This window comes from Mesorhizobium sp. M7A.F.Ca.US.002.01.1.1, from assembly GCF_004022955.1.
Classification (GTDB): Bacteria; Pseudomonadota; Alphaproteobacteria; order Rhizobiales; family Rhizobiaceae; genus Mesorhizobium; species Mesorhizobium ciceri.
In genome coordinates this window covers 1-5,016 of record NZ_RZQE01000440.1, presented here as the reverse complement: position 1 = coordinate 5,016, position 5,016 = coordinate 1, and the positions used below count along the sequence as shown (strand labels likewise).

Below are 5,016 nucleotides of genomic sequence, written 5' to 3'. Positions count from 1 at the left end.
CACACCGAAGCCGCGGCGGTGCCGGAGAATTACTTCACCGTCTGGCACAATGTGTTCGAGCGTGGCGGCCTCAAGAAAGGCGAGACGCTGCTCGTCCATGGCGGCTCGTCCGGCATCGGCACGACAGCAATCCAGCTTGCCTCCGCCTTCGGCGCCTATGTCATCACCACTGCCGGCAGCAAGGAGAAATGCGACGCCTGCCTGAAGCTCGGCGCCGACCGGGCGATCAATTATCGCGAGGCGGATTTCGTCGCCGCGGTGAAGGAGGCAACGGGTGGCAACGGCGCCAATGTCATCCTCGACATGGTCGGCGGCGACTATGTGGCGCGCAACTACGAAGCCGCGGCGGTCGAAGGCCGCATCGTCCAGATCGCCGTTCAGGCCGGCGCTGTCGCAAGCGCGGACTTTTCGAAGATCATGGTCAAGCGGCTTACCCACACAGGTTCGACGCTGAGGCCGCGAACCGTCGAGTTCAAGGCGGCGATCGCGGCGGCGCTGGAAGCGCAGGTGTGGCCGCTGCTCGGCACGCGCAAGGTTGCCCCTGTGATGGACATGATCTTCCCGCTCAGCGAAGCCTGGCGGGCGCATGAGCGCATGGAAGAGGGTGAGCATATCGGCAAGATCGTGCTCGACGTAGGCTGACAGCGCGCGAGGTCAGCGCCTCGCTGCCCACAAGATGAACAGAAGCTTAATGCTGCAATGCAGCATTTGCATCATTGCTATGCAAAATCAGCCATTCAAGTCCTCATCGATGACGCCTATTTGAGCACCATCGAAACGAACATCATTCTGGAGGGACTACCATGAACCCGATCCGCGCTTTCCGTAACTGGCGTATGTACACCGAGACCGTCCGCGAACTGAGCCGTCTCAACGCACGTCAGCTCAGCGATCTCGGCATCAACCGCGCCGACATCGAAAAGATCGCCCGCAGGGCTATCTAAAGCCACGTCCTGGTCCGCTCCGGCGGACCCAAGCCGTGGAAGCCAGAGCCGCACCAGACGAACTTTGTCGCGGTTCCGAGCCCGCTGGACCCAGTCCGGCGGGTTTTGTCGTTTTGGGCGGGAGATCAACGACCGTCCCAACCGATACCGGCCATCGAGCAGGGTTGACCTCAGTTTCCTGCATGGCATCTTGGCTCGGCGCTTTCACAAGGGCGAACCCTGATTGACCGGGGTGCCCTACCTCAACCGATCTTTGCCAAGACCGGAACTCGCCAGCGAAGCCAGCTTGTCGTTCTGTTCAAGAGCGCGGAACGTTTTCGGTAAGTACCCACGGCTTCCGGTCTTTGCTCCAAAAACGTTGCGAAACGCCCCGAGAGCGGTTATACAGACCGCGAATTTCCCATTTTGGTGGCTCTAAACCACCGCCCGCGCGGGAACGCGGGCGAACGAGAAGGATTTGTAAAAATGGCCAATACGCTGCTGATGCCCAAGGCGACCGCCGTCTGGCTGGTCGACAATACCGCACTTTCCTTCGAGCAGATCGCGCAGTTCTGCGGGCTGCATCCGCTCGAGGTCAAGGCAATCGCCGACGGCGAAGCGGCGCAAGGCATCAAGGGCATGGACCCGATCATGACCGGACAGCTGACCCGTGACGAGATCGCCCGTGCCGAGAAGGATCCGAACCAGCGCCTGAAGCTTTCAGACCCCAAGGTGCGGGTGCCCGAATCCAAGCGCAAGGGTCCGCGCTACACGCCGCTGTCGAAGCGCCAGGACCGGCCGAACGCAATTCTGTGGCTGGTGCGCAACCATCCCGAGCTCAAGGACGCGCAGATCTCGCGCCTCGTCGGCACCACCAAGTCGACGATCGAACAGATCCGCGAGCGCAAGCACTGGAACTCAGCCAATCTGCAGCCGATGGACCCGGTGACGCTGGGTCTCGCCTCGCAGATCGACCTCGACATGGAAGTCAACCGCGCCTCGCGCGGCCGCGAACAGGCGCAGCCGGTCGGCGACACGCTGCTGCCGGCGGCCCTGACCGAGCGGTTGGTGCCGGCTCCCGAGAAGCCGAAGGACGAGGACGCCGAACTCGACGCCAACGCCGTGTTCGCCAAGCTCTCTGCCTTGAAGTCGAAGAACACGGACAATGACGACGACGAGTGAGGTTGTCTGATATTCCAAGAAAAAGCCCGCTTCGAGCGGGCTTTTTTTGTAGCTGCGCCAGGTCTCAGCTGCGCGCGGCGCGGTCCGGCGCCATGCCATAGTCCTCGCTGCGCTCCACAGCGCGGTAGAAGTCGGCAAGCTGCTTGCCGCGCTCCGGCTTGAAGATGCGGCCGGCGATGACCACCGAGGCGATGCGATCGATACGAAAGGCGCGGAAATCGTCGCGCATCTCGCACCAGGCGACCAGCGTCCACACCTTGCCCCAGAACCACAGGCCGAGCGGGCGGATATCGCGGGCGGTGCCGCGGCCGGCCTCGTCGGAATAGTCGATGGTCAGCACCTGGCGCTTTTCGACCGCGCGCTCGATCAGGTCGATCGCCTCGCGGGCAGCGTCGCTGACCACCCACATCGGCGTGTGGATCTCGGTGCGGGCAATGCGGTCCTTTTCGGCATCGGGCAGGACGGCGCCGATCTTGACCAGCGCTTCGTCGGCGGCGCGCGCCATGGCGGCACCGCCAAAGGCACGCACCATGCGGGCGCCGGCGACCAGCGCGACGATCTCGTCACGCGTGAACATCAGCGGCGGAAGGTCGAAACCCTCCCTCATCATGTAGCCAACGCCGGCCTCGCCGTCGATCGGCACTCCGGTCGACTGCAAATCGGCAATGTCGCGATAGATGGTTCGCTCGGAAACTTCGAGCCATGTGCCGAGCTTCTGGGCGGTGACCAATCGGCCACCGCGCAGATGCTGCACGATCTGGAAGAGCCTGTCGGCGCGGCGCATCGTATGGTCCCTCGGCGTTGTCTCTATGCATGCCGCCCGAAACCGGTCCACCTCTGGGTGGCATGCATCGTGTTTTCGCGCATGCCGTTATCCCAAAACCGCAGAACACTTTTGGGCGGCATGCCTCATGGTTTCAGTCCTTCGCGCTTGCGCTGCGCGGCGACGAACTCCGCGCCGAAGGACAATTTCTTCGTCGTCGGTGTTTTCGCATCGAGCACGCGCCAGAACGGTGCCACATCACTCGGCGTCATGCCGCGCTGGAGGTCCTCGTTGGCGGCTTCGGCAACAGTGCGCAGATGATAGCCTATGGTGACCGGGCATGTCACTTCGGCGCCATGCTCGACGGCAAGTGCTGTACGCAGCGCACGCACATCCATCTCGACGCCTTCGGGAATCGAGCGGATGAAATCATCGACCTGGCGCGCTGTCGGCACCAGCATAGGCTGGCCTTCGACGACATCGGCCATCGTGCGCGGCGTCGGCTTGACGCCGTTGATGCCTGGTGTGCTCAGTCTGTCGTTCCAACTCTTCATCGATCGTCCTTTCGACCGCCGATGCACGGGTGCCCTAAGCTGGCACCATTGCACGGCCCTCCTGACAGCATACTGTCAGGAGGCTTCAGCATACTCCTTGGCAAACAGCGTTCGCATCCGAGCGAGATCGCTGCCTCTTTCGGGGTAGAGCGTCTTCAGAAAGGCGAGCGCGAAGGTGCCCGGCGCCGAGCCTGGCGCGGAAACAATTTTGCCGTCGGCCATGGCATGCGGCACATCCTGATAGAGGCTGTCGCCGGCATAGCCGGCCTCATGACCATTGATCCAGTCGCGGCCATTGCTCGTATGCCTGGCCTTCTCGAACAGGCCGGCGCGGGCTAGCGCCAGCGTGCCGGCGCAGATGCCGCCGACCACGCCGCCGCGCGATGCAACAGCATTGAGCAGATCGGCAACATCGGGCGGTGCCTTGCCGGCCCACTCATCGGAGCCGATGACGGCGATGGCGTCGAGATCGTCATTCTCATCCGCCCCGGCCGATCGATCAGGCGTCAGCCGAAAGCCGCTGATCCCGGCCACTGGGTTGCCATCAGGCGTCAGCGACACGGCACGGGCGCCGAACCATTCGACCGCCGAGGCCGCCAGCAGCCCATACTCCCAGTCGGCAAAACCTTCGATGAAAAGGAAACCGATCGTCTTCTGTTCGGGCATAAGCTCGCTCCCATTCCTCACGCACCGGACCTGTTATCTGGGCGTTGACGCGCCCACATCCAATCGCTGGGTCGAAAAATTGGCTTCAATTGCCGCGAGGGCCACGGTCCGCATACATGTCCGGCCAGCCGATATCCTTGCGAATATCCGCCGGCAGCGAGTTCATGAACCGCTGGGTGCGGATCTCGTTGCGCATCGTGCGGATCTTGCCGACATAGTGCTGCATGCCGCGCAGAATGGTGTAACCGTTCATGGCCAGTCTCCTCTCTCTGTATGGAGGTACTATCGCATACCCCTCCTGACAGCAGTCTGTCAGGAGGATGTCAGGCGCGAGACGATAGTTGCGACCGGTGCGCGCACCGCAGGCAAGGCATCGCTTTTCGCCGCATCGAACGGTGCCGAAGGCAGGTTCGCGACTTCCGATTGTTCATAGCGACGACGTGCACTGGGCGCCGCTGTTCAGTTTCCGGCGACGGACTGTCGGAATACGAGGCCTTCAGCGGGGTGACCGCAGTTCTGATATGGAGGGAGAAAATTCTTCCCCAACAGCAGGGAGACGACGATGAGCTTGCAACTGACAGGTATCCACCATCTGACCGCCATCACCGCCAATGCGCCTGGCAATCTTCATTTTTATACGAAGGTGCTGGGTCTGCGGCTGGTCAAGAAGACCGTAAACCAGGACGACACCTCGGCCTACCACCTCTTCTATGCCGACGGCGAAGCGACACCGGGCACCGACCTTACCTTCTTCGACTGGCCGGTCGGCCGCGAGCGGCGCGGCACGCACAGCATCGTGCGGACCAGCCTCAGGGTCGGCAGCCAGGAGAGCCTTGCCTGGTGGAAGCAACACTTGACCGACGAAGGCCTGGCAACAGGAGAGATCGGCGACATCGGCGGTTATGCGTCACTGGACTTCGAAGAGCCC

8 protein-coding genes are annotated in these 5,016 nt (G+C 62.5%); 4 read left to right on the top strand and 4 right to left on the bottom strand.

Going from position 1 to position 5,016, the window contains the following annotated elements:
- The 3 genes from EN932_RS29035 to EN932_RS29025 all read left to right on the top strand — a co-directional run.
- Positions 1–642 (top strand): NAD(P)H-quinone oxidoreductase (locus tag EN932_RS29035; protein WP_164890664.1); only part of this gene is annotated, 642 nt, incomplete at its 5' end.
- A 161-nt stretch (positions 643–803) separates the two neighbouring features.
- Positions 804–944: a DUF1127 domain-containing protein gene (locus EN932_RS29030; RefSeq protein WP_127369267.1), complete on the top strand. Its 141-nt coding sequence runs from the start codon at positions 804–806 to the stop codon at positions 942–944.
- A gap of 465 nt (positions 945–1,409) precedes the next feature.
- Positions 1,410–2,105, top strand: a complete 696-nt coding sequence (locus EN932_RS29025; RefSeq protein ID WP_013529237.1) for a DUF1013 domain-containing protein — start codon at positions 1,410–1,412, stop codon at positions 2,103–2,105.
- A gap of 64 nt (positions 2,106–2,169) precedes the next feature.
- Here the strand turns inward: EN932_RS29025 and EN932_RS29020 are convergent, their stop codons facing one another.
- From EN932_RS29020 to EN932_RS29005, 4 genes are all read right to left on the bottom strand, one after another.
- The gene (locus tag EN932_RS29020) at positions 2,170–2,889 is read right to left on the bottom strand and encodes a YafY family protein (RefSeq protein ID WP_013529238.1); all 720 of its coding nucleotides are present in this window, start codon (positions 2,887–2,889) and stop codon (positions 2,170–2,172) included.
- A 125-nt stretch (positions 2,890–3,014) separates the two neighbouring features.
- Entirely contained in the window at positions 3,015–3,422 is a 408-nt protein-coding gene (locus EN932_RS29015; protein WP_063169160.1) for a hypothetical protein, read from the bottom strand.
- A 75-nt stretch (positions 3,423–3,497) separates the two neighbouring features.
- Positions 3,498–4,088, bottom strand: a complete 591-nt coding sequence (locus EN932_RS29010) for a DJ-1/PfpI family protein (RefSeq protein WP_064993261.1) — start codon at positions 4,086–4,088, stop codon at positions 3,498–3,500.
- Positions 4,089–4,173: 85 nt separating this feature from the next.
- Positions 4,174–4,341 carry a hypothetical protein gene (locus EN932_RS29005; protein ID WP_013529241.1) on the bottom strand — a complete coding sequence of 56 codons (168 nt, stop codon included), beginning with the start codon at positions 4,339–4,341 and terminating at the stop codon, positions 4,174–4,176.
- A gap of 309 nt (positions 4,342–4,650) precedes the next feature.
- Here EN932_RS29005 and EN932_RS29000 point away from each other — a divergent pair.
- Positions 4,651–5,016 (top strand): VOC family protein (locus EN932_RS29000; RefSeq protein ID WP_206618970.1); only part of this gene is annotated, 366 nt, incomplete at its 3' end.

Coding starts and splice junctions, on each gene's coding strand:
- EN932_RS29030 (WP_127369267.1), top strand. CDS start 804: ATGAACCCGATCCGCGCTTTCCGTAACTGGCGTATGTACACCGAGACC.
- EN932_RS29025 (WP_013529237.1), top strand. CDS start 1,410: ATGGCCAATACGCTGCTGATGCCCAAGGCGACCGCCGTCTGGCTGGTC.
- EN932_RS29020 (WP_013529238.1), bottom strand. CDS start 2,889: ATGCGCCGCGCCGACAGGCTCTTCCAGATCGTGCAGCATCTGCGCGGT.
- EN932_RS29015 (WP_063169160.1), bottom strand. CDS start 3,422: ATGAAGAGTTGGAACGACAGACTGAGCACACCAGGCATCAACGGCGTC.
- EN932_RS29010 (WP_064993261.1), bottom strand. CDS start 4,088: ATGCCCGAACAGAAGACGATCGGTTTCCTTTTCATCGAAGGTTTTGCC.
- EN932_RS29005 (WP_013529241.1), bottom strand. CDS start 4,341: ATGAACGGTTACACCATTCTGCGCGGCATGCAGCACTATGTCGGCAAG.